This window comes from Shewanella sp. M-Br, assembly GCF_036245925.1.
GTDB classification, from domain to species: Bacteria; Pseudomonadota; Gammaproteobacteria; order Enterobacterales; family Shewanellaceae; genus Shewanella; species Shewanella oncorhynchi.
The window spans coordinates 1-21473 of the sequence record NZ_BJBV01000025.1 but is presented as its reverse complement, the minus strand read 5'-3'; the positions used below and the strand labels follow the sequence as shown (position 1 = coordinate 21473).

Genomic DNA, 21473 nt, shown 5'->3' with positions numbered 1-21473 from the left:
GCTATTTATTCCCTAGTTGCAATAAACCTTGCTGCATAGAACGCGCACGATTCATGATTTCAACACTGGTTTCAAATGAACGACTTGCCGCCATCATGTCAGCCATTTCTTCAATCGTGTTCACATTAGAGTAAGCAACATAACCTTGTTCATTGGCAAAGGGATGATTCGGCTCATAACGCATATCCAATGGGGCATCCGCTTGGACTATGTCGCTCACTTCAATCGAAGCACCAATCGCACCTTGTTGAGTCGCATCGTAAATAGTCGCAAATACGGGTTTTAATGCTCGATAGGCCGACTCAGGGTTTTCGGCGGCAGTTCCAGCGTTAGCTAAGTTACTCGCGACCGTATTTAAACGTATGGTCTGAGCATTCATGCCAGCACCCGCTATTTGATAAATATCGCCAAATGACATACAGGCTCCTAACGACCTTCAATAGCAGACTTTAGACCGGCTATTTTCATGTTTAAAAATGTCAAACTCGTTTGATAATCCATCGCATTCTGTGAATATCTTGCCTGTTCCTTACCGAGTTCCACGGTATTATCATCGGCAGAATTTTGATAAGGCATGCGATAAGCGAGGTTGTACTCTTGATTTATCTGCATGCCTGCTTCAACTTGCTTCATGGCCGCTTTGAAATCCAAATCCCTCGCTTTGTACCCCGGAGTTTCGGCATTGATTAAATTACTCGCTAATACCTTGCTTCTCTCCACTCTAAAATCGAGTGTCTGAGGATGTATTCCTAATGCTTTATCAAGGTTGATAGCCATCTCAACTCCTAGTACTGTATGCGTAATTAATTTAGATGGTCGAGCAGCTTACAATTAGCATGCCAATATACTTATTTATATAAAACAGTTGGTTAAATGAAATCGCGATTGATATACGGAAAGTTCTTTTCCCTCACTTTCTTACTGAGCATAGGGTTACTTCCGCTCAATGTGCACGCGAAAGGGAAGATCACGGCGACAGAACAAATATCTCAGCAAATGACAAACTCCGTAGCCGCAGAGATAGCTAAGTGGCAACAATCGCAAGAGATAAAAAAAGTCAGCAAAAAAATCACACTGCACATTCCTTCCAGCACAGCCAAGCTAAAAACGTGTAGCACGGCGCTCCAAATAGAGGCTGCTAAAGGGCTCCCATTCGGTCGGATCCAACGAAAAATAAGCTGTGCCTCTGAAGGTTGGTCACTCTATGTTCGAGCTAAGGTTGCTCTCAGCGCCTACATTCCTGTTGCCAACAAAACGCTTAAGAGAGATGAGGTTGTCACATCAGAAAATCTACAATGGCAAATGTTGCCCTTAACTGCGTCAGATCAAGACATTATTACTGATGAAAAACACATTTTAGGGCAAGCGGTTGCCAGAAAAATAATCAAAAACAAACCCATAAGAGCAAGCAATTTAAGTGCACCAGAACTCGTGAGCATAGGGGATGAAGTGATTATCGAAGCAGTCAGTGCCACCTTTTATGCCAATATGATTGGGATTGCTATGGATGCGGGTAAACAAGGTGATGCCATTAGAGTGAGGAATAGTAGTTCAGGGAAAATCATTACCGCCTACCCCATAGCTAAGGGGAGAGTTGAAACCCGTTTTTAACATTTAAGCCACCTTAGGATAAATTTAAAAATTTATTTTAGATTTATCCTATTTAGGTCGCCTATATCTAATATCTAGCCATTTATGACGATGAACATCTATGGAAATTAATAAAATTAGCAGTGCCTTGAGCACTGAGTTCAGCACGAGTAAGAGCGCTAATACGCCCAGAAAGCCCGTTGAATCAGAAAATCTATCAACGCCAACACGACAAGATATTAGTCACGACTGGCAATTGTTAGAACAAACCCAGAAAGAGTTACATACCATCTCCGACGTTGACACAGATAAAGTTGCTGCTATACGTCAGGCTTTAAGTAATGGAAGCTTTGAGCTGAGCTTAAATAAAATTGCAGATAAGATATTGATACAGCATGGATAATAGTCAAGTAAATAAGCGCGAACTTGTTCAAAGTTTAATTCGCGATATTCGTCAAGATCTTGAGGGATATAGTCAATTAAAATCAATGCTTAAGCACCAACGTGAATTAATGCAACGCAGGGATAATGATGCGCTCTTAGCCCATAACGAGCGTCAAACTGTGCTGTGTAACAAGTTAGCTTTGAGAGCCAAACAGCGAAGCGAAAATCTCGCGACACTAGGTTTTAATAGTGACAATAGTGGCATGAGACGCTTAATCACGGCGCTACCTGATCACCTAAGACCGCAAATAAAAATGTCGTGGGACAACTTACAGCTTTTAGTGAAAGATAGCCAAACAGCCAATGAAACCAACGGCAGATTGCTCGTAATACAGCAAGAAACGATTAACCGTATCCTGAATCAAGATGGCCAACACCATGAAATTGATTACGGTGCCAAACGCTAGTCAAACTGAATTATTGAGAGTTACCAAAGCCCTCGCTAATGGGACATAGTTTAAAAGGTGGCTCTCAGCTGTAATGACACAGCGCTTATTGGCCTTTATTCTTGTAATAGAAACCCGCCATATCATCAACAACAGCCTGTTCACGGCGCGCCACTTGTGCTTGCTCTTGTATATGTGTTTGTTTTTCAAGCCACTTCAAACCTTGCTGACGCCCTAATTGCTTACGCCATAGGCGATCAATACGCAGTTGTTCCTGTTGTAGAAAGACCTCCTTTTGAGCTAACTTCACCCGCATAGGCTCTAACACTTGCGCCATACTTGCGGAATTTTGCCAGAGCAAAACATTTGAGCCCTCTTTCGCACCACGATAAGTCAATATCATTTGGGCTAAGGCTTGATTTTGTTGTTGATTTAGTTGGACGCTTAGGCTGGAATCATCGCGTTTTTGCCCTAGCTGCGCTAATTTATTTTCAGCTTGAACACGTAACTTAGAGAGATGACGCTGGCTCATATCCCATAACTCCCATCAACTGTTCCAATTGCACTAAACTTTCAGCCAGATTGACTTTACTGTGTGTGGTCTGGCGTAAAAATCGTGCCATTTCTGGATACACTCGCACAGCAAGATCCATTTCAGGATCTTGGCCAGCTTGGTAGCCACCTAAAGGTAATAAGTCTCTGACCTCATTGTAACGACTCAAAAGATGTCTAAAGATCTGACTCTGTTCAATACTGCTAGAGGTCGCTATGTGCATGGCTAAGCGGCTCACTGACGCATTAAGATCAATCGCAGGGAAATGTCCTTGCTCGGCCAATTTACGACTTAGCACTATATGGCCATCTAAAATGGCTCTCGCTGCATCTGCAACGGGATCCTGCTGATCATCGCCCTCGGCCAATACGGTATAAAAAGCGGTTAGCGTTCCCGTCGGATGTTCACCATTGCCCGCCATTTCCACCAGTCTAGGTAACTGTGCAAACGCCGATGGCGGATAGCCTTTGGTTGCTGGAGGCTCACCTAAACTCAAGGCGATTTCACGCTGTGCCTGAGCATAACGAGTCAATGAGTCGACTAATAGCAACACTTGCTTACCTTGATCTCTAAAAGCACAGGCAATGGAGTGGGATAACCGCATTGCACGTAATCGCATGAGCGGTGTGGTATCTGCAGGGGCTGCAATAATCACAGCCCGTTTACGCCCTTCTTCACCGAGTGTTTCTTCAATAAACTCCCTGACCTCACGGCCACGCTCCCCAATTAAGCCAACCACCACGACATCTGCTTCAGTAAAACGAGTCATCATGCCTAATAACACACTCTTACCCACACCCGAGCCCGCAAAGAGCCCGAGTCGCTGGCCTCTACCAATGGGCAACAAACTATTGATGGCGCGAATACCGACATCTAGCGGCTGCCGAATAGGCTGGCGCAGCAAAGGATTGTAACTCGTGTGAGATTGCGGGACTTGTGAAACACCGGTTAAATCGCCCAGTAAGTCGAGTGGCTGTCCAAGTCCATCAAGCACCCTGCCAAGCAAACCATCACCAATAGCAATTGTTTGCTCATCCGTAATAGGCAGCACTCTGGCACCTGGCATCAAGCCCTGTGTAGGCTCAATCGGCATAAGGCACAATACGTCCCGATGAAAGCCAACGACTTCAGCCTCAATTAAACGACCATTTCGCCCTTCAATCTGGCAACGATCCCCCATGCCAAGCTGACAGCCAACAGCCTCAAGCAATAGACCATTGACTCGAATAAGACGTCCATAAACCCTTGCAACTGGAACCTGAGGCCAATCGTCATGAAATACATCAGACTCCAATCTCAGCCTCATTCAACTTGGTTTCAACCTGCTTCATGCAAGCATCGAGTCGTGTCTCGACTGAAGCATCTGCATCGGATTTATCACTCACAATTCGACAACTGCCCGCAGAAATACTGCTATCTGCAATGAGGTTCCAGCCACGGATTTTATCTTCCGAGAGCTCTTTTAATTTAGTCACGGCACTCGGCTCTAAATGGATTTTGATATCCGCTTGATCATCGGGCAACGCACTCAAGGTTTCTTCAACGAGCTTAAGAATTTGTTGTGGCTGCAGGGTTAGCTCGCAGCGGATCACTTGTTGTGACACTCGGCGCACTAAATCCAAGATCAAATTCTGCTGCTCACGCACCTGCTTTGCATGGCCGTCTTCAAGTAACTCTCTCAAGGCACCAAGTGGCACAAGTAAACTGTTGAGCTGCTCATCGATGGATGATCTACCCGCTGACTGCCCATCTAACTTGCCTTGATGAAAACCAGCAGCATGTCCAGCAATGCGCCCCTCTTCAAGACCTGCCTCATAACCCGCACTCTTACCTTGGATGACACCTTCGTCATAACCCTCGTCAAATGCTTGTTGATAACTTTGAAAATCACCGCCCGCATCTGAGTTCGATTCAATCGCGTCGTGCAACGCAGGAAAACGATAACGACGTGCCAGATTGGTATTTAGACGCCAACGAGAATGCTTGTTTTCCATTAGACAACAACCTGTTCTTCAAATAACTGCAATTCAATTTCGCCTTCTTGCATTAATTGCTTTGCCAGTTCCATGATTTCTTTACGCGCACCACTGGCTCGGCTTACAGGCACACCACCTAAGGCTTCAATTTGCGTTTCAATCGCTGACGACATACGTTTTGGTAGCGCATTGAGCAAGGAATCTTTTAGCTCAAAATCAATCCCTTTCAATGCCAAAGACAAGGTTTCGGAAGGTACTTGCCCTAAGAGGGTCTGCAATGTTTCTTGCTTTTGTCGCCCAAGAATAATGAAATCAAACATATTATCGGTTACATCAATCGCCATCTGCTTATCATGGAGCTTAATCATTTCCATCAGCTGCTCTCTATCGCCTTCGAAGCGATTGAGTATATCTGCCACCTGTTTGACACCCGCCACTTGCGTGTGACTTTTCTCCATTGCCATCAACATGCAGCGCTCAACCAGCTCCCGCAGTTCTTCAACAACGTTGCGGTCTAATTCGCCAAGTTGCGCGATACGAACGAGCACCTCATCTTGGCTATCACTGGGCAACATTTTCAGAATTTTAGCGGCACTTTCCGGTGGTAATAATCCCAATAATACCGCTTGTAACTGACAATGCTCATGGGTGATTTCACGGGCAAGTAATTGAGGGTCAACCCATTCGAGGCGCTTAACGAGCACTTTAATCTCATCGCCATAAATGCTATCGATGAGACTTTTAGAGACCCTGTCTCCCAACGCGATATCGAGAGTCTTCTGCAAATAGGAGCGCGATGCTCTGGCGATCCCCGACTGTTCTTTGTAACGTTGAAAGAATCGACTTAATACTGCTTCGGCTTCTTGCTGGGTAATACTGGATAACCGCGCCATTTTATGGCTTAAGTGTTGCACATCGTTACGATCCAAATGCGCCATCACCATGGCAGCACCTTCTTCTCCCATACTCAGCAATAACATGGCCGCTTGGGCATAATTGTCCATCTTGATTTCGATTGAATTATTCACCGTCTTTATCGCCTATCCAATGAGCTATCACTTCTGCAACACGCGCGGGTTCTTTATTTGCGAGCAAGGCCAAATGCTCCATTTTAACGGTCAAAGGTGAGCCAGGTTCGGGTAAACCTTGACTACCTAGCCACTCGGCACTCGGTAACTGATGTGGCTGATTTGATGTAGCATCGGCAACAGGTCCATCTAACGCACCAGCAGGAGCAGCACTTAATGCTACAGGCTCAATCCTAGGAGCCGTTATTTGCGCTGTACGAGTCAAGTGCTTAACCAGCGGCCTTAATACGAACAAAATCAGTCCGAAACCGAGAATGCCGCCAATGATGTAGCGTAAATAAGCTTGGTAATTTTCTGATTGCCACCAAGGTGACGGCGTAAATTCCGCTGTAACAGTTGGGGTAAACTCAAAGGCATTAATGGTAAAACTATCACCTCTCGCCGCCGAGAAACCGATAGCATCCTTGACCATATTGCCAAACTTAACCAGTTGAGCCTCATCATTGAATGCGCCTTGGCTTGTCGCACTATTAATAAGCACTGAAACTGAGAGGTTTTCGAGCTGCATTTGTTGATAACGAACATGACGCACAGAACGACCAACGTCATATTGACGACTTTCTTCCTGCTTCAAATTACGGGTCTTATCATTCGTCGCCTCTTTGCCTGCTTGGGGTGGCTTATTACTTAAAGCTCCGGGAATTCCTGCGGCAATACTATTACTTGAATCATCGACACTCGTACGCTCTTGAGTCACGACATTTTGCGGATCGAGTGACTCCTTAGTTTCTTCAACCTGATTGAAGTTTACTTTTGCAGTCACCCGCACTTGGAAATTATCTTGGCCAAGCACAGGCTCGAGCATAGAGGCGGCATTAGCCACTAAGCTATTCTCAAGTTCACGCGTGTACTGTAACTGCTTGTTTCTAGACTGGCTAAGATCTTGATTGCCTGAAATGTTCTCACTTAAATATCGACCATCTTGATCGACAACTTTGATATTACTGGCCGTTAGTCCAGTCACACTGCCTGCGACCAAATTAACAATAGCCTCAACTTGTGTTTCAGAGAGTCGAGTATTCGGGTCTAGCTGCAGCATGACGGAAGCCGTCGGCAGTTCAGGCTCCTGGCGGATAAACAGAGTTTGTTTAGGTATCGCCAAATGAACTCTTGCGGCACGAACCGACTTTAACGACATGATAGTGCGAGCTAATTCACCTTCTAAACTATGGCGATACTTAGCTTGTTCCATAAATTGACTCGTGCCGAGCGCGGTATTGTCGAGTGCCTCCATACCCGAAGGTACTTTCGCTTTTACCCCTTTTGCGGCCAAAAGCATACGCGCATTACCGACTTGCTCTTCTGCAACGAGGACTGCCCCAGTATTTGCCTCGAGGCGATAATCAATGCCTTCTGCATCCAAGACATTTAACACTTGAGAGGTATCGACATTTTCTTGGCTGCCATATAAAGGTCGATACCCTGCAGTAGCAGTCCATAACATCAACACTATGACACTGGCGACAACCACCGCAAGTAAAGCTAAGGCGATAACTTGACGATCACCACGGTTAAAACGATGCCATTTTTGGGTCATGCCAGCAATGAATCCTGACGAAGATTCAGTCCCGGTAATATCCTGACCTGATTGAACAAAAGTGGTAGACATTCACACAATTCCTTAAATAGGCATCTTCATTACATCGTCAAATGCTTGCACAAGACGATTACGAATTTGGAGCATAGTCGCAAAGGACAAACTGGCCTTTTGCGAAGCAACCATGGCACCGACGAGGTCATCACTCTTACCACTATCGACTGCAGCCATCGCCATAGAGGATTGATTCTGATCTTGGTTGACGGCAGAAACTTTACTTTTAATTAACTCAGTGAATGAGCCATAAGCCATACCATTGTCGGCTGGATTTGAAGTGATGTTGATCGCACCTTTAGCCACTTCACGATGAATATTTAAGGTTTCCATCAACATACTTGAGCTACCAATCGCTCCATTAGACATATTTCATTCCTATTTACTTTTTTGATTGCTCTACGCTGCTTGATCTAATAACGTTTCGATATCAATCCCTGCTTCTCGCATTTGTACGAGACGATATCTTAAGGCTCTAGTCGTCATCCCTAGCGCCTGAGCACTTAACGTGCGTTGTCCATTAAAACGTTTAAGTACATCAATAATATATTGAAATTCTGCCTGTTGTTTTGACGCTTTAAGTCCATCTGAGGCACCTAAAGGCTCCAACTCAAGCATCTCTTCTTGAATGTTTAACCCGAGTTCCGCAACTTGAATCGCCTGACCTCTACGCATCACTAATGCACGTTGAATACAATTTTCTAGCTCTCTTACATTTCCGGGCCAATCATAGTTAACGAGCACTTGTCTTGCGTGCTCACTGAAATAACAGCGACTTGAGCAATCAGATTGGCCATATAAATTTAAGAAATGTTCAGCTAGAGGCAGGATGTCAGCCTTACGTTCTCTTAAAGGCGCGATTTTTAAAGGCAACACATCTAAGCGGTAGAACAGATCTTCCCTAAAATGACCAAACTCAACGGCCTGTCTTAAGTCGCGATTGGTAGAAGCAATGATCCTGATATCCAGTGGAATAACATGCTGCCCACCGAGTCTTTCGACTTCACGCTCCTGTAACACCCGAAGTAACTTCGCCTGTAACGGCAAGGGCATTTCACCAATTTCATCGAGTAATAAAGTACCGCCATTGGCCTGCTCAAATTTTCCTGCCTTATCACAAATGGCACCAGTGAAGGCACCTTTGACATGCCCAAAGAGAACGGACTCTAGAATACTTTCAGGGATGGCAGCGCAGTTAATCGCAACGAAAGGCTTATGAGAACGAGAAGAGTGGCGATGAATATAACGAGCAAGCGGTTCTTTACCAGTACCACTTTCACCCAATAATAAAACACTGGCCTCAGTGGTTGCGGCGCGATGGGCCAACATCAACAATTGTCGACTAACAGAAGCCGCGACAACCAAACTAGAATCAGGTAACTCTAAACGGTGTAATCGTTGAATGGAGGCAAGTAACTGCTCAGTTTCTACGGGAATTAATAGATAATCCTGTACGCCAGCTCGCATTGCTGCGGCTGCCAACTCACCTTGCTCTGGTGCTAATAAGGCGACGATATTACGGCCAGGAAAACGGGCAAGATAGGACTTCACATCACAAGGACTACAATCCGATAAGTTAACGATAGTGAGCCAAGGTAATTCCATTGCATCACTCCACAGATAAAAATCCTCATGTGTTATTTTGCATGCAAGTTCCGCAGATATGTTTAACCCTTCAATCCGTATACTTAGGCCACCCACTCACTAACTCCCTTTCGTTTACAGTACATTAAATAACACCTTAATTTAGACCCATAAGTCTTTGTGTTTGAGTGTATATAAAATCTATTACTACTTACTTATCCATCTAGATGAATGAGCAATAAATAACTCAAGCCATTAAGAACAGTAAAAACAAATGCGGAAGCTGAATGCGGAAGATATATTTCCGCATGTAATATCAAAGCCAGCGATAGAGAACTACACACAATGAGTATCCACATTGACAATGGCTAAGGATATGCCCTCAACTAAATAAGGTTAAAACGTGTTCTAGTGCAATCATCGATAAGAAATGTGACCAGCAACAAAGTTTAAGGTATCACCGAATTATATGAATCAATTGCTATCAACCATGAAAGGTCTAAAAGAAAAACCGCAAAAAAGTGATGCATATAACTTAGGACTGACTTATACCAAATATATTTGTAAAATAATATATGACAATGATAAAAATGCACCATCGATACTTTTAAAATAGTGACAAAATTTAACCGCCAATGTTTAATATTAAATAAATCACAAACCATAGCGCACAAAAAACAATGAAAATCAAAGACAAACAGATTTGCAACACAATATCATCATTAATAATCAATATTTAAATGCTGACATAAATATTGCCCGCCAAAATATCGACAAATGTCAAAATAATATCTAACCGCCTTTTTATTGACGCGAAAATGCAAAACCTAAAGCATTAATATCTTCTTACACAATCTCAAAACAAACATTTTGTTCACAACCAACTTTACCCTACAATTCTATTCACATATATTTCAGCATTTCTTATAATTATTATTGAATACTTAAGCCTTATTAACTTATCATCCTCGTCGTTTAAAACAGAGTCGAACCTAAAGTTCAACGCTTAACTGTTTTAAGAAATTCATTAATCCTTAACGATAAAGAAATAAATATTTAGGCACTCTGTTTGTGTATGTTTTTTATGCGCCAACTGAATCACGGAGGTAGCCAAGCAGCATTCTAGTAGTAAAAACACGTTTAATAGGAAGAACAATGAAGACGACGGCGAAAGCTAGGCTTATAAAATCAAATTCCAATGAAATAATTAGACCTATTATGCTAGTTCAAGAAAAGCTAGCGAGAACGCGATTATTGCAACAGCTAGAAAAGCTACATCGTCCACTTATCGATGCCATAAATAATATCCTATCTCCGCTACTAAGACAGGGTCATCCCGCTGTTTCGGGGTCAACGTTAACAGAACCTAGAACACCTGTCGTTCCAGAACATTGCTATTCATGGTTTGTATTAAAACATCATCAAAATACCCTCGGTTATTGGAGAATTGATCGCTGCACGCTCGATCAATTGGCAAGTAATTATTACGGTAATACCTCAACACCATTAAGTTCTCCTTTGAGAAACCCCAGCCAATCTGAATTTAGGTTAGCCAAAAAGTTGCTACTTTCCGTAGTGGAGGAGCTACCTAATAGCACGATCGAAACCAATAATCTTGAAGTTGAGCTCATAAAAGGCCATATGCCACTCGCAGTATCGGCAGTATGGTCGTTCAATTTTACCAATGGCCCACTAACCCCTCCAATGCTCTTTTGCTTAACTGAGCATTTACTGGGGCATCTGGCCGAACAGCCTAAGAAATCTGAAGTATCTGCGGATTTACCCGCAAAACTAGCCGTCTGGCTAAAAAGTCTCCCCATAAAAATGCAGCTGACATTAGGGCAACATAGCATCCCGGTGCAATCACTCAGCCAATTAAAAACTGGGGATATTTTACCTATTAATCTCTATCCAAAAACCTTGTTATCAATCGGAAACACACCGCTATTTCATGCCTCTGTGCATAGTCATGAAGGACAGATGGTAGCGAAATTGACCCAAGATATTTATCAGCATGAGGAGCATGGCATTGGCTGAACAATCTATTTTATCGGATGATGATTTTCTATTAGAGGACGATATTTTCTCTGAGAGAGCATTTTCAAAGCCGGACACCCATAACCGTAAATTGAAAAATAATAATTTTTTTCAACAACTTCCTGTTCAAGTTACTCTCGAACTGGCCAGTGCTGAAATGTCTTTAGGCGAACTAAATCGTATGGGAGAAGGTGATGTTATCGCACTCGACCGTATGGTAGGTGAGCCGCTGGATATCAGAGTAAATGGTGCACTATTAGGAAGAGGCGAAGTCGTAGAAGTGGCTGGCAGATATGGCGTACGTTTGCTGGAAATAGAGAGCATTACTCTCGATGGGACAAGTAACGAATGATAGTTCGGGTATTGTTACTGGCGATTCTATTGTTTGCTCCCCAAGCCCTCGCATCGGAAGGACTGACCTTATTCACACTGGATAGCGCTCAAGACAGTCAAGCAGTTAACATTAAACTCGAAATTTTAGCGCTCATGACGGCAATTAGTTTCTTGCCCATCATGCTGATGATGCTAACCAGTTTTACTCGTATTATCATTGTATTAGCAATTCTCCGACAAGCTCTCGGACTACAACAAAGTCCCCCTAACCGAGTGCTTGTTGGGATAGCATTAGTACTCACTATCTTTATTATGCGCCCAGTGGGAGACAAAATTTATAAGGAAGCTTATTTGCCCTATGACCAAGGTAAGATCGAATTGATGGAGGCTGTCTCAATAGCCAAAATCCCTTTAACTCGATTTATGCTGGCGCAGACAAGAGAAACTGATCTTGAGCAAATGCTGAAAATAGCTAACGAACCCACACACATGAAAGCAGCAGAGGAAGTCCCCTTTTTTGTCCTTATGCCAGCTTTTGTGCTGAGTGAACTCAAAACAGCTTTCCAAATCGGCTTCTTACTTTTCTTACCTTTCTTGGTTATCGATCTAGTTGTCGCAAGTGTCCTCATGTCTATGGGGATGATGATGTTGTCACCTTTGATTATCTCGCTCCCATTTAAATTGATGGTTTTTGTATTAGTCGATGGATGGTCTATGACAGTAAGCACCTTAACCGCAAGTTTTGGGTAGTTAGATGGACATCAATGAACTGACCTCCCTGTTTGCGGACTCGATGTTTCTCGTCATCATTATGGTCTCTGTGCTGGTGACGCCGGGACTCATTCTAGGCTTAATCGTTGCCGTATTTCAGGCTGCTACACAGGTCAATGAACAAACCTTAAGTTTTCTGCCAAGGCTTATCATTACCTTACTTATGGTACTGTTTTCAGGCCATTGGCTCATACAACAGCTAAGCGATTTATTTGATAGGCTGTTTATGAATATCCCTCATATTATCGGTTGATATGCTTTCACTCACCTCAACCGAACTCAGCATGTTAATCGGTAGCCTTTGGTGGCCATTCTGCCGGATCATGGGGGCATTTATGATAATGCCCTTGTTAGGTAATTCTTATGTGCCTGCAACAGTAAGAATTTTTCTTGCCTTGAGTATTGCAGCGCTGATTGCACCTATGCTGCCCCCCGTTCCCGCTGTCGATGCCCTTTCGCTCGGATCATTGTTTTTAGCCATAGAGCAACTACTGACTGGATTTATGCTCGCGCTATTTTTAACCATTTTAATCCATGTGATGACCATGCTTGGCACTATTATGTCAATGCAGATGGGCCTCGCAATGGCGGTGATGAACGATCCTGCTAATGGCGACACCAACCCCATTCTCAGTGAATGGTTACAAATCTTTGGTACCTTGATTTTTCTGGCTCTTGACGGTCATTTAGTCGGGCTCAACATCATTGTTGATAGCTTTCGTTTATGGCCAATTGGGAATGGGATTTTTGACTTACCGCTAATGGGATTGGTTAGTCGAATGGGCTGGCTATTTGCTGCATCGCTGATGCTCGCCATACCCGCAGTACTCGCTATGTTAATGGTTAACATCACTTTTGGTGTATTAAGCCGCGCTGCGCCGTCATTAAACATCTTCTCGCTCGGGTTTCCCATGACCTTATTGATGGGCTTGATTTGCGTCTTCCTTTCGTTAAGCGGCATTCCAACTCGTTACAGTGATCTGTGCTTAGACGCATTAACTGCCATGTACCAATTTATCGGAGGGATCTCATGAGTAAAACGCCCCAACAAGATAAAACGGAAGAAGCTACACCGCAGAAAAAGCGTAAAGCGAGAGAAGAAGGCCAAGTTCCACGCTCTAAAGATCTTGCCTCCGCAGCACTGGTCGTTGGTTGCTCTGCCATGCTGACCAGTAATGCGGATTGGTTTGCGACGAGAGTCAGTGGATTAGCTAAATACAATATGCTGCTCACCCGAGCAGAGTTAGATCAACCAGACATCATGATGCGCCATCTTGGCGCCAGCCTAGTCGAAATGCTAAGCATCTTAGGCCCACTATTCATCATGGTTGCTCTGTTGGCCGCAGTTGCAGGAGCCTTGCCTGGAGGGCCAATATTTAATTTTGGAAATGCTAATTTTAAATACAGTCGAATCGATCCTCTTGCCGGTGTCGGAAGAATATTTTCCGCTCAATCTCTCGTTGAGTTACTCAAGTCATGCCTAAAGATTGTGTTACTGATCGGAATTATGTTGGTTTTCTTGAATGGTCACTTACAAGAACTACTTAGCTACAATCAACGTCCTATTGATGAAGCGGTTCGTGATGGCATCAATCTACTGTCGCAAGGCATGTTTTATCTTGGTACTGGGCTGCTCGTGATCGCCTTTATTGATGTGCCTTACCAATATTGGCATAACAGCAAAGAATTACGTATGTCACGCCAAGAGGTCAAAGACGAGCATACCCAGCAAGAAGGTAAGCCAGAGATTAAAGCTAAAATCCGCCAAATACAGCAACGAATGGCTCGCTCTCGGGCAGATACCACCATTCCAAAAGCGGATGTTCTCTTGGTTAATCCCACTCACTATGCCGTGGCATTAAAATACAATCCTGACTTAGCGGATGCGCCTTACGTTATCACTAAAGGCACCGAAGAACTCGCCCTCTATATGCGAGAACTCGCTAAAAAACATGATATTGAAATTATTGATATCCCACCGCTCACGCGGGCTATTTATCATTCAACGCAAGTCGATCAACAGATACCCAGTGCCCTTTTTATCGCCATAGCGCACGTATTAAGTTATGTCATGCAAATAAAAGCATCTCGTAAGGGCTTACAGCAGAAACCTGAGCCTTTACCACATTTTTTTATTCCCCCTAATTTACGTCACGATTAAAGGATTGCTTAACCTATGAATTGGCTTTCTCGCACCTTTTCAGGAAATTACAGCTATATCGGCATTCCAGTCATGCTGCTCGCTATTCTGGCGATGGTGATTTTACCGCTGCCTGCATGGCTACTGGACATTTTGTTTACCTTTAACATAGTCCTTGCCGTCATGGTGCTGCTGGTGAGCGTCTCGATCAGGCGACCATTAGAGTTTTCTGTATTCCCAACCTTATTGCTCCTTGCGACCTTAATGCGTTTGACCTTAAACGTTGCATCGACGCGCGTAGTACTCATTGAAGGTCATGAAGGAGGCGATGCTGCGGGTAAAGTGATCCAAGCCTTTGGTGAAGTCGTCATTGGCGGAAACTATGTCGTCGGTGCTGTTATCTTCTTAATTCTAATGATTATTAACTTTGTTGTAATCACTAAGGGTGGCGAGCGGATCTCTGAGGTATCGGCGCGATTTACATTGGATGCCCTACCGGGTAAACAGATGGCGATCGATGCCGATCTCAATGCTGGCACACTCACACACGAACAAGCCAGCCTACGTCGCCAAGATGTCGCCAGAGAAGCAGACTTTTATGGTTCCATGGATGGAGCCTCAAAATTTGTGAGAGGGGATGCCATCGCAGGACTCTTGATCTTAGCAATCAACATTATTGGCGGGATCAGCATAGGCATCTTTATGCATGATCTGAGTACAACAGAAGCCTTTAAAACCTATGCACTATTAACCATTGGTGATGGTCTAGTTGCACAAATTCCATCATTACTACTCGCCACTGCTGCCGCAATTATTGTGACTAGGGTATCCGATGCAGAAGAAATGCCGACCCAATTGAGTCGACAGTTACTGGCTAACCCTAGAACCTTAGCCACTGCAGCCATTGTGATGGCAATTCTCGGTATCACCCCAGGCATGCCAGCACTGGTATTTTTATCTTTTGCAATACTACTAGGCTTTGCTGCGTGGAAACAAAACCAGAATAAGGCCTCCTTTACTGAAGAGAAAACTGAAGAACTCATAGAAACCAGCCTGACAGAACCTTCAGCGCCAAGCTGGGAATCCCTGCCTTTTACCGACATCATCGAAGTACGATTAGGTTATAGATTGGTTCATCTAGTCGAAAAAACCAAAGGAGCAGAATTACAAAAACGCCTAACAGGGATCAGACGTACTCTTTCAGAACAAATCGGATTTCTGCTATCGGAAGTGAGAGTGCGCGACAATCTAGCTTTAGCACCACATGCATACCAAATTAACTTTATGGGCACTCAAGTGGCTATCGCCGAATTAGAACCTGATCTGCTGCTCGCAATAAAAAGTGGTCCTGTGTACGGCAAAATTGATGGGATTTTAACCAAGGAACCCGCTTACCAAATGGATGCGATTTGGATTACGCCTGAACTAAAAGCCAAAGCACTCAATTTAGGTTATTCGGTCGTCGATAATGCCACGATCATTGCCACTCATGTCAGTAAGTTATTGCGCGAATCACTGCCTGAATTATTGCAACATGATGATATTATGCAATTAACTGACAGGCTCAGTAAGCAAGCCCCCAAACTGGCGGAATCACTCAGTACCTGTTTAACCCCCATTCAGTTACTCAAAGTTTTCCGCTTGTTACTCAAAGAGCAAGTGCCGCTAAAAGACATACGCACCATAGCAACGACCTTACTGGAATGCAGCGAGCAAACCAAAGATCCCGTTCTACTCGCCGCCGATGTGCGCTGCGCTTTACGCAATAGTATTTTGCATCAAATCGCAGGCAGCAGTCCGCAGTTGAATGTACTTACGCTGACCGCAGAATTAGAACAAACCTTAATGACAGCGTTAAATCAATCGCAGCAACAGGGCCGAGTTGCATTGGATAGCTTCCCTATCGAACCTAATCTACTGGCGCAGCTACAACAAAGAATGCCCCAATTACTCGCGGAGACAAAAGAGAAAGGCTATAACCCTATCCTACTTGTTTCTCCACAACTCAGGCCTTTCCTCGCGCGATACGCATTAGCATTCGCCCGTGGACTTCATGTTTTATCCTATAATGAAGTCCCTGAAACAAAAGAACTTATGATTGCGGGACAACTAGGGTAATCAAACGCATTAAGCCCTATCGCTTTATTAAGTTTTCATCGTGCAAGAAGCATCAATGACAGAATGCTAACCGGCGTTCGACATTGGTGCCAGATGCACTTAGCACTATTTTACGCAGTCAGGATGAACAGATTGGGAGCTAAGCTTAGCGCTTAATAAACGTTAGCATTTCGGTATGACAGACATTGCGCTTATTACTTCATTCATTTTTATATCGACGTTTTAATCAAACTTTCACAATAGTATGAGCTGCATCAGGTGCTAGGAGACAAATGTCCTCTGGCATTCCCTCTTCCCTCCCTATAATCCACGCCATGACTTCGTAACTCGGTGCTTGAGCCTCTGGTTTTGGCTGCATGGCGGCACCGTTTCCTCTCAGGAGCTAGCTAATGAACATACTCGTGCTAAACGGGCACCCCAACTTAACCCAGTCTGTGGCCAATGCCTGCATACTTGCCCTTGAGGCTGAGCAACCGAGCTGGCGTATCAATTCAGTGGCTCAGTTTGATGGGGATACAGCCACGGAGCAGCAACAGTTGCTCGATGCCGATGTGATTGTGGTGCAATTCCCGCTCTATTGGAGCACCTACCCCGCCGTGCTCAAACATTGGATTGATGAGGTATTTACCTATGGTTTTGCCTTTGGCCCTAATGGTAGCCAGCTCCAAGGTAAACCTGTCCTGTTTTCTATCACTGCGGGGGCGACTGAGGACTCCTACAGCGAAACAGGCTTTAACTTTTTCCCCTTTAACGTATACCAACAAGCTTACGAACACCCATTTCGCGCAGCCGCTGTCGAGATTATCGATACCATTATTAGCTTTGAGATGAACTCCACTGCCGCCGAAGGTGGTAACAAATCCAACACCCTTTCCCTTGCAAAGGCCCACGCTGAGCGTGTGATTGCAGCCATTAATTCATATAAGGACCACTCAGTATGATCCAGTCCATCCTTGGCATTCTTGTACTCTTAGGCATAGGTTTGCTGTTTTCTGAGAACCGCCGTTTGATCAGCTGGCGCGCCGTTATCGGTGCATTTGGCATTATCATCGCGCTCGGTTTTTTTTGTGCTGGCAACCAAGATCGGTGCCGATGTACTGCTGGCCGTATCAAATACTGTAGGCAAAGTCTTTGGTTATGGTACTGAAGGGATCAAATTTGCCTTTGGCAGCTTAGTCAATTTCAGCGTTGAAGGCATAGGTTTTGTCTGGGCGTTACAGGTATTACCGCAAATCATCTTTACTGCCGCACTCACCTCTTTGCTGTACTACTTAGGCATTATGCAGTGGTTTGTGTTAATTATTGGCGGCAGCTTGCAAAAGGTACTCGGCACGTCACGGGCGGAGTCAATGAATGCGGCGGGCAATATTATTCTCGGCCAAACCGAAGCACCGTTACTGATCAAGCCCTACCACCGCGTTCTCACCCGCGCGCAAATTTTTGCGGTAATGGTTGGCGGATTGTCTTCGATTGCTGGCTCCATTTTAGCGGGCCTTGCGGGGATGGGCGTTGCGCTTAACTATCTGATTATGGCTTGCTTTATGTCAGCTCCAGCTGGTTTGATGTTCGCTAAGTTGCTTATCCCAGAAACCGAGCCAACCGTTAATGAAGTGCCAGAATTACCCGATGATGAAAAGCCCAGCAGCTTTATTGATGCCATAGCCAAAGGCGCTATTGCTGGTATGGGAATCGCTGCCATCGTCGGCGCAGTCATTATTGCCTGTATTGGCCTCATGGCATTGTTGAACGGCGGATTAGGCGCGATTGGTGAACTGTTTGGCATGCCAACCTTAACCGTAGATATGATCCTCGGCACCTTGTTTGCGCCAGTAGCTTGGTTGATTGGTATTCCATGGGCTGAAGCAAGCACTGCCGGCGCCTTCCTAGGGCAAAAAATCGCCATGAATGAGTTTGTTGCCTTCGCCAATATGGGCAATGTGGAACTCTCTGCACGTAGTAATGCCATTATGACCATTGCCCTTTGCGGCTTTGCCAATATCGGCTCAGTGGCCATGGTGTGTGGCGCCCTGAGTCAAATGATACCGCAACGCGCGGGGCTGATTGGTCAGCTCGGGATGAAAGTACTGCTAGCGGCGACGTTAGCAAACTTGATGAATGCTGCAATTGTCAGTTTGTTTATCTAAGTTTTCCCTTCGCGGTAGCCCGATACAATTCGGGGCTACCGCCAAGCTAAGTAATTGATAAAGGTCAACAATGAGTATTCAACCCCATATTCTCGTCGCGCCCCATCAAGTCAGTGAAAAAGCCGTCGTCTGCGGCGAACCCAATCGAGTCAACCGCATCGCGGCGCATCTAACGGATGTCGAATCCTTGGCGGATAACCGCGAGTTTCGACTGATGCGTGGCCGTTATGGCGACACTATAATAACCGTTTGCAGCACTGGCATTGGCGCGCCCTCGGCGATCATTGCCCTTGAGGAACTGTATCAATGCGGTGTTAAACAACTTATCCGCATCGGCTCTGCTGGTGCGCTACAACCGCAAATAGCCATAGGCGATGTGATTATTGCCGAAGCCGCCGTACGTGATGATGGCGGCTCTGCCAGCTATGTAAAGCCCGGTTTTCCGGCCAGTGCCAATCATCGTTTGATCGGCAAACTGCAAGCATACTGCGCGCAGCATCATATATGTGCCCATAGCGGCGTAGTGCGCTCCCACGACAGTTTTTATACCGATCAAGAACAGGAGATCTGCCACTATTGGCATCGCCTAGGCGTGCTCGGGGCCGATATGGAAACCGCTGCGTTATTCACCGTCGGCCGACTGCGCCAACTTGAAGTGGCGGCGATACTAACCAACGTAGTGCTATTTGAGCAGGATGTTAAAGCAGGAGTTAATGACTATGTTGCGGCGTCCAAAGCAAGCGCCCAAGGTGAGCAACATGCCATTTTAGCTGCGCTCAACGCACTGTGTGATTAGAGCTTGTTGAGGTTAATTAGCAGTAAGCCTTGCCGCTAAACGCAGCATCCAGATAACCACCAAGTCATCCTCTTAATGGCGCAGCCAATGCGCCATCATTCTCACTAAAGCTCACACTCACACCGACCTGTCATAACACACGTTTGCAGCGTCACAACAACGGCGACACACAATGCGATCGACCATCTACCGCCGCCAAAGTGCCAGCCCTCACGCAGGGATTTACATATTTTATGATCGAATGAGTATCAATCCTGCAGCGAAATGCGTACCTTAATCGCATCAATATCCAAAACTATCATCAACATGCAGTTACATCCTGAACTCTCTAGCCGCTTTGGCGACACATTAAGCGAGCAGTGCGAACTCTTTAAGCAAGCCTTATTTCAGTGCCAAACGGCCAGCCGCCAATTTTCCCCCGGTGATATCATGTTGCAACAGGGGCAAAATGTGCGTGAGCTTTATGTCGTGTCCGTAGGAAAAGTCGCCATGTATACTAGCGCCCATAATGGTCGGCGCTTTCAGTTAGGTGAGCTAAATTGTGATCAGCATATTTTTGGCGAAATTGAGTTTTTTACCAAACTGCCCTGCCAGTGGACAGTGATGGCCGAAGATCAGATGGAAGCCGAGGTAATTTGTGCCGCCAAACTACAGCAATGCATCATCACGCAACCGCAATTAGCACTCTTTTTTGCCTCAGCGCTGGCATGGGATTATCAAGACTCAATGGCAATCTACACCAACCGCCTATTGCACCCCATCGCCGTCAATATTGCCCTCGATCTGCTACAACGCAGTCAAAACAATCTCGCCCTCGGAGCCTTTAACAAAGTCGAGCAAGAAGCCGAACGCTTTGGCACCAGCAGTCGCGTCTACCGCCGCGCACTCAACTCTCTCATTGAACTCGGCCTTGTCGAAAAACGCGATCAGCAGCTGCATATTATCGACCCAAAGGCGCTAGTAACTTTTATTGCGGAGTAGATCAAAAAAATGCTGCATAGGGCTATGCGGGGATTCACAGGCAAACCACCCAATTTGCATCAGCTTTGCTATCGACACTCTGCATCAATCAACGTATTTATCGTTAAGGGCGATAAATCCAATCCTAAATATGGAGACCATAATCCAATCTGATGGATCTAAAAAGTGTTAGATTTTGTAATGAGTGAATCAGACTTGCCTAATCTGGTTCACGCCCTGAACACCGTCATTTTGCGTTAGCTTTGGGCTAACACGTTTTATGCCCTGTCGTTAGCGGCCAAGTTAAGTTGTCAGTACCGCGGCGTCGTAGTGATAGTGGGTTGTGCCCTCATCACAGCGATCGCGTATCAGCAGGCCCCGCCCGTCATAGTCGAACTAGTGGCGGTCAATATGTTATCCACCAATTCAAAACCTGACACACCCATTGTTAAGTAATTGGGGTACTCAGAAACAGGAATACGCCTAATCTCTTCCTCGCCTTTATACAAACCGCCTGCATAATTAAATATTTTCAACCTTTCTTTTTCTTCAGTTAAATTAACATGGTCAATTATTTTCCACATCCCGTTACTAATATTTTGGTTTCCAGTAAATAAAACTTGTGTTTTTTTGCCGAATTTTTCAACACAGATGGGAGATAAAAGATCATCATTGACAAATGAATTATCATTTTGAATAGAAAGCACGCAAAAAGAAATTATATTTTTAAACTTCTTTTTTGGTGAAAAAACAACCTGACAAATGGCATGGTTACTATTGCTTAGAGGGATAACAAAAATGTCACCTTCTCTATATTTTATTTTCATAAACCATTACCTCTCAAGATAGAAAGAGCAGCATCTAATATTGTATTAGCCCAGCTACTACTTTGACCAGCAACATCATCAATTAACTTCGGTACTATCGAGCCAGATTACAGTGAAGACTATTAGAGTGGCACA

23 protein-coding genes and 1 pseudogene are annotated in these 21473 nt (G+C 44.8%); 14 read left to right on the top strand and 10 right to left on the bottom strand.

Features of this window, described 5'->3' with window-relative positions; all coding sequences use genetic code 11:
* Position 1: 1 nt before the first annotated feature.
* Both flgC and flgB read right to left on the bottom strand, forming a co-directional pair.
* Entirely contained in the window at positions 2–418 is a 417-nt protein-coding gene (gene flgC, locus AAA952_RS18610) for a flagellar basal body rod protein FlgC (protein WP_113940825.1), read from the bottom strand.
* A gap of 8 nt (positions 419–426) precedes the next feature.
* On the bottom strand, positions 427–777 hold the full coding sequence (flgB, locus tag AAA952_RS18605; protein WP_338258810.1) for a flagellar basal body rod protein FlgB: 351 nt from the start codon (positions 775–777) through the stop codon (positions 427–429).
* Positions 778–873: 96 nt separating this feature from the next.
* Between flgB and flgA the strand changes: the two genes are divergently transcribed.
* The 3 genes from flgA to AAA952_RS18590 all read left to right on the top strand — a co-directional run bounded on the left by flgA (position 874) and on the right by AAA952_RS18590 (position 2441).
* Complete coding sequence (gene flgA, locus AAA952_RS18600; RefSeq protein WP_338258809.1) at positions 874–1611, top strand: flagellar basal body P-ring formation chaperone FlgA; 738 nt, start codon at positions 874–876, stop codon at positions 1609–1611.
* Positions 1612–1711: 100 nt separating this feature from the next.
* A complete protein-coding gene (gene flgM / locus AAA952_RS18595; protein ID WP_338258808.1) occupies positions 1712–1993 on the top strand; it encodes a flagellar biosynthesis anti-sigma factor FlgM in 282 nt (93 codons plus the stop codon).
* A complete protein-coding gene (locus AAA952_RS18590) occupies positions 1986–2441 on the top strand; it encodes a flagellar protein FlgN (RefSeq protein WP_338258807.1) in 456 nt (151 codons plus the stop codon). Before flgM ends, AAA952_RS18590 begins: the two co-directional genes overlap by 8 nt.
* 85 nt (positions 2442–2526) lie before the next feature.
* Here AAA952_RS18590 and AAA952_RS18585 read toward each other — a convergent pair whose 3' ends face one another.
* From AAA952_RS18585 to AAA952_RS18555, 7 genes are read right to left on the bottom strand one after another with little or no spacing between them, the layout of a single operon-like run.
* Complete coding sequence (locus AAA952_RS18585) at positions 2527–2952, bottom strand: hypothetical protein (RefSeq protein WP_338258806.1); 426 nt, start codon at positions 2950–2952, stop codon at positions 2527–2529.
* Positions 2930–4279: a FliI/YscN family ATPase gene (locus AAA952_RS18580; protein WP_113940831.1), complete on the bottom strand. Its 1350-nt coding sequence runs from the start codon at positions 4277–4279 to the stop codon at positions 2930–2932. The genes AAA952_RS18585 and AAA952_RS18580 overlap by 23 nt, the downstream gene beginning before the upstream one ends.
* Positions 4257–4967, bottom strand: a complete 711-nt coding sequence (fliH, locus tag AAA952_RS18575; RefSeq protein WP_338258805.1) for a flagellar assembly protein FliH — start codon at positions 4965–4967, stop codon at positions 4257–4259. The genes AAA952_RS18580 and fliH overlap by 23 nt, the downstream gene beginning before the upstream one ends.
* Positions 4967–5953, bottom strand: a complete 987-nt coding sequence (locus AAA952_RS18570; RefSeq protein ID WP_011848037.1) for a flagellar motor switch protein FliG — start codon at positions 5951–5953, stop codon at positions 4967–4969. Before AAA952_RS18570 ends, fliH begins: the two co-directional genes overlap by 1 nt.
* A 16-nt stretch (positions 5954–5969) precedes the next feature.
* Positions 5970–7646: a flagellar basal-body MS-ring/collar protein FliF gene (gene fliF, locus AAA952_RS18565; protein ID WP_338258804.1), complete on the bottom strand. Its 1677-nt coding sequence runs from the start codon at positions 7644–7646 to the stop codon at positions 5970–5972.
* Between the two features lie 12 nt (positions 7647–7658).
* Positions 7659–7997, bottom strand: a complete 339-nt coding sequence (gene fliE / locus AAA952_RS18560; protein WP_261272829.1) for a flagellar hook-basal body complex protein FliE — start codon at positions 7995–7997, stop codon at positions 7659–7661.
* A gap of 30 nt (positions 7998–8027) precedes the next feature.
* Entirely contained in the window at positions 8028–9329 is a 1302-nt protein-coding gene (locus tag AAA952_RS18555; protein ID WP_338258802.1) for a sigma-54 dependent transcriptional regulator, read from the bottom strand.
* Positions 9330–10367: 1038 nt separating this feature from the next.
* Here AAA952_RS18555 and AAA952_RS18550 point away from each other — a divergent pair.
* The 11 genes and pseudogenes from AAA952_RS18550 (at position 10368) to AAA952_RS18500 (ending at position 20532) form a co-directional block, all read left to right on the top strand.
* Positions 10368–11249 carry a FliM/FliN family flagellar motor C-terminal domain-containing protein gene (locus tag AAA952_RS18550; protein WP_338258801.1) on the top strand — a complete coding sequence of 294 codons (882 nt, stop codon included), beginning with the start codon at positions 10368–10370 and terminating at the stop codon, positions 11247–11249.
* Positions 11242–11601, top strand: a complete 360-nt coding sequence (locus AAA952_RS18545; RefSeq protein ID WP_131523384.1) for a FliM/FliN family flagellar motor switch protein — start codon at positions 11242–11244, stop codon at positions 11599–11601. The genes AAA952_RS18550 and AAA952_RS18545 overlap by 8 nt, the downstream gene beginning before the upstream one ends.
* Positions 11598–12332 (top strand): flagellar type III secretion system pore protein FliP, encoded by a 735-nt coding sequence (gene fliP / locus AAA952_RS18540; protein ID WP_263236978.1) that lies wholly within the window; start codon positions 11598–11600, stop codon positions 12330–12332. The genes AAA952_RS18545 and fliP overlap by 4 nt, the downstream gene beginning before the upstream one ends.
* A 4-nt stretch (positions 12333–12336) precedes the next feature.
* Positions 12337–12606, top strand: a complete 270-nt coding sequence (locus tag AAA952_RS18535; RefSeq protein WP_006083412.1) for a flagellar biosynthetic protein FliQ — start codon at positions 12337–12339, stop codon at positions 12604–12606.
* A gap of 1 nt (position 12607) precedes the next feature.
* A complete protein-coding gene (gene fliR / locus AAA952_RS18530; protein WP_113940838.1) occupies positions 12608–13387 on the top strand; it encodes a flagellar biosynthetic protein FliR in 780 nt (259 codons plus the stop codon).
* Complete coding sequence (flhB, locus tag AAA952_RS18525; RefSeq protein WP_168825897.1) at positions 13384–14514, top strand: flagellar biosynthesis protein FlhB; 1131 nt, start codon at positions 13384–13386, stop codon at positions 14512–14514. The genes fliR and flhB overlap by 4 nt, the downstream gene beginning before the upstream one ends.
* Positions 14515–14529: 15 nt before the next feature.
* Positions 14530–16611 (top strand): flagellar biosynthesis protein FlhA, encoded by a 2082-nt coding sequence (gene flhA, locus AAA952_RS18520; RefSeq protein ID WP_113940840.1) that lies wholly within the window; start codon positions 14530–14532, stop codon positions 16609–16611.
* Between the two features lie 389 nt (positions 16612–17000).
* Positions 17001–17552: an NAD(P)H-dependent oxidoreductase gene (locus AAA952_RS18515; protein ID WP_263183101.1), complete on the top strand. Its 552-nt coding sequence runs from the start codon at positions 17001–17003 to the stop codon at positions 17550–17552.
* Positions 17549–18755: pseudogene (locus tag AAA952_RS18510) on the top strand (NupC/NupG family nucleoside CNT transporter). Before AAA952_RS18515 ends, AAA952_RS18510 begins: the two are co-directional and overlap by 4 nt.
* Positions 18756–18825: 70 nt before the next feature.
* Positions 18826–19551 carry a nucleoside phosphorylase gene (locus AAA952_RS18505; RefSeq protein ID WP_338258799.1) on the top strand — a complete coding sequence of 242 codons (726 nt, stop codon included), beginning with the start codon at positions 18826–18828 and terminating at the stop codon, positions 19549–19551.
* Positions 19552–19815: 264 nt separating this feature from the next.
* Positions 19816–20532 (top strand): Crp/Fnr family transcriptional regulator, encoded by a 717-nt coding sequence (locus AAA952_RS18500; protein ID WP_338258798.1) that lies wholly within the window; start codon positions 19816–19818, stop codon positions 20530–20532.
* Positions 20533–20879: 347 nt separating this feature from the next.
* Here AAA952_RS18500 and AAA952_RS18495 read toward each other — a convergent pair whose 3' ends face one another.
* Positions 20880–21338, bottom strand: a complete 459-nt coding sequence (locus tag AAA952_RS18495; RefSeq protein WP_263212512.1) for an immunity 26/phosphotriesterase HocA family protein — start codon at positions 21336–21338, stop codon at positions 20880–20882.
* Positions 21339–21473: the final 135 nt, after the last annotated feature.

Coding starts and splice junctions, on each gene's coding strand:
- fliP (WP_263236978.1), top strand. CDS start 11,598: ATGATAGTTCGGGTATTGTTACTGGCGATTCTATTGTTTGCTCCCCAA.
- AAA952_RS18585 (WP_338258806.1), bottom strand. CDS start 2,952: ATGAGCCAGCGTCATCTCTCTAAGTTACGTGTTCAAGCTGAAAATAAA.
- flhB (WP_168825897.1), top strand. CDS start 13,384: ATGAGTAAAACGCCCCAACAAGATAAAACGGAAGAAGCTACACCGCAG.
- AAA952_RS18580 (WP_113940831.1), bottom strand. CDS start 4,279: ATGAGGCTGAGATTGGAGTCTGATGTATTTCATGACGATTGGCCTCAG.
- AAA952_RS18570 (WP_011848037.1), bottom strand. CDS start 5,953: ATGGACAATTATGCCCAAGCGGCCATGTTATTGCTGAGTATGGGAGAA.
- fliR (WP_113940838.1), top strand. CDS start 12,608: ATGCTTTCACTCACCTCAACCGAACTCAGCATGTTAATCGGTAGCCTT.
- flgM (WP_338258808.1), top strand. CDS start 1,712: ATGGAAATTAATAAAATTAGCAGTGCCTTGAGCACTGAGTTCAGCACG.
- AAA952_RS18500 (WP_338258798.1), top strand. CDS start 19,816: ATGCGTACCTTAATCGCATCAATATCCAAAACTATCATCAACATGCAG.
- flgB (WP_338258810.1), bottom strand. CDS start 777: ATGGCTATCAACCTTGATAAAGCATTAGGAATACATCCTCAGACACTC.
- fliH (WP_338258805.1), bottom strand. CDS start 4,967: ATGGAAAACAAGCATTCTCGTTGGCGTCTAAATACCAATCTGGCACGT.
- AAA952_RS18495 (WP_263212512.1), bottom strand. CDS start 21,338: ATGAAAATAAAATATAGAGAAGGTGACATTTTTGTTATCCCTCTAAGC.
- AAA952_RS18590 (WP_338258807.1), top strand. CDS start 1,986: ATGGATAATAGTCAAGTAAATAAGCGCGAACTTGTTCAAAGTTTAATT.
- AAA952_RS18535 (WP_006083412.1), top strand. CDS start 12,337: ATGGACATCAATGAACTGACCTCCCTGTTTGCGGACTCGATGTTTCTC.
- flgA (WP_338258809.1), top strand. CDS start 874: ATGAAATCGCGATTGATATACGGAAAGTTCTTTTCCCTCACTTTCTTA.
- flgC (WP_113940825.1), bottom strand. CDS start 418: ATGTCATTTGGCGATATTTATCAAATAGCGGGTGCTGGCATGAATGCT.
- flhA (WP_113940840.1), top strand. CDS start 14,530: ATGAATTGGCTTTCTCGCACCTTTTCAGGAAATTACAGCTATATCGGC.
- AAA952_RS18550 (WP_338258801.1), top strand. CDS start 10,368: ATGAAGACGACGGCGAAAGCTAGGCTTATAAAATCAAATTCCAATGAA.
- AAA952_RS18515 (WP_263183101.1), top strand. CDS start 17,001: ATGAACATACTCGTGCTAAACGGGCACCCCAACTTAACCCAGTCTGTG.
- AAA952_RS18505 (WP_338258799.1), top strand. CDS start 18,826: ATGAGTATTCAACCCCATATTCTCGTCGCGCCCCATCAAGTCAGTGAA.
- fliF (WP_338258804.1), bottom strand. CDS start 7,646: ATGTCTACCACTTTTGTTCAATCAGGTCAGGATATTACCGGGACTGAA.
- fliE (WP_261272829.1), bottom strand. CDS start 7,997: ATGTCTAATGGAGCGATTGGTAGCTCAAGTATGTTGATGGAAACCTTA.